Origin of the sequence: Shewanella sp. 10N.286.51.B2 (assembly GCF_041469265.1) — a bacterium.
Classification (GTDB): domain Bacteria; phylum Pseudomonadota; class Gammaproteobacteria; order Enterobacterales; family Shewanellaceae; genus Shewanella.
Genome location: NZ_JBFRKH010000096.1, coordinates 1 through 529, shown reverse-complemented (window position 1 = coordinate 529; position 529 = coordinate 1). Strand labels below are relative to the sequence as shown.

General features: G+C 40.8%; 1 protein-coding gene. It reads left to right on the top strand.

Annotation, left to right across the window (positions count from 1 at the left end; translation table 11 throughout):
* Positions 1–254 precede the first annotated feature (254 nt).
* Positions 255–437: a hypothetical protein gene (locus AB4140_RS19305; protein ID WP_070049605.1), complete on the top strand. Its 183-nt coding sequence runs from the start codon at positions 255–257 to the stop codon at positions 435–437.
* Positions 438–529: the final 92 nt, after the last annotated feature.

Genomic DNA, 529 nt, shown 5'->3' with positions numbered 1-529 from the left:
TATCAATCTACTGCGAAATTGTTTAAAGTGTTGTATAGACCGCGTAAACAAAGACGCATTCTTTTTCCGGCAGTATTTTGAGCAATACTTACATATTCGCGAAAATATTCAATTTACAACAAGGACTTAGCGATGGTACCTTTGAAGTTTGAATTGAGCAGCCTGGAACATTATTGTGCTGCTATTGAATAAGCTGTTATGCGTAATATGTGTCTACCGCATAGCTTTTAACATCTGACACATGGAGATATCAAATGAAAAAATTAACATGGTTATTCGCGGCATCACTACTTTCTTGGTCGACTGCAAGCTTTGCATCACCTTTAATGGAGCAATGGGCTGGTACTGGCGCGGATGCAGATAAGATTTTTTGCAAGTATGGTGATGGCGAAGTAAAAGTTATCTATGGCAATCAAAACTGTCCTCTATCTAATTAACCCTACTCTTAACAACCGTAGTGTTGTGCAATACGCATAATCGGGTAGCCGGAGGTATCTAACCTCCAGCCCCCACACCACCCTGCATGCGG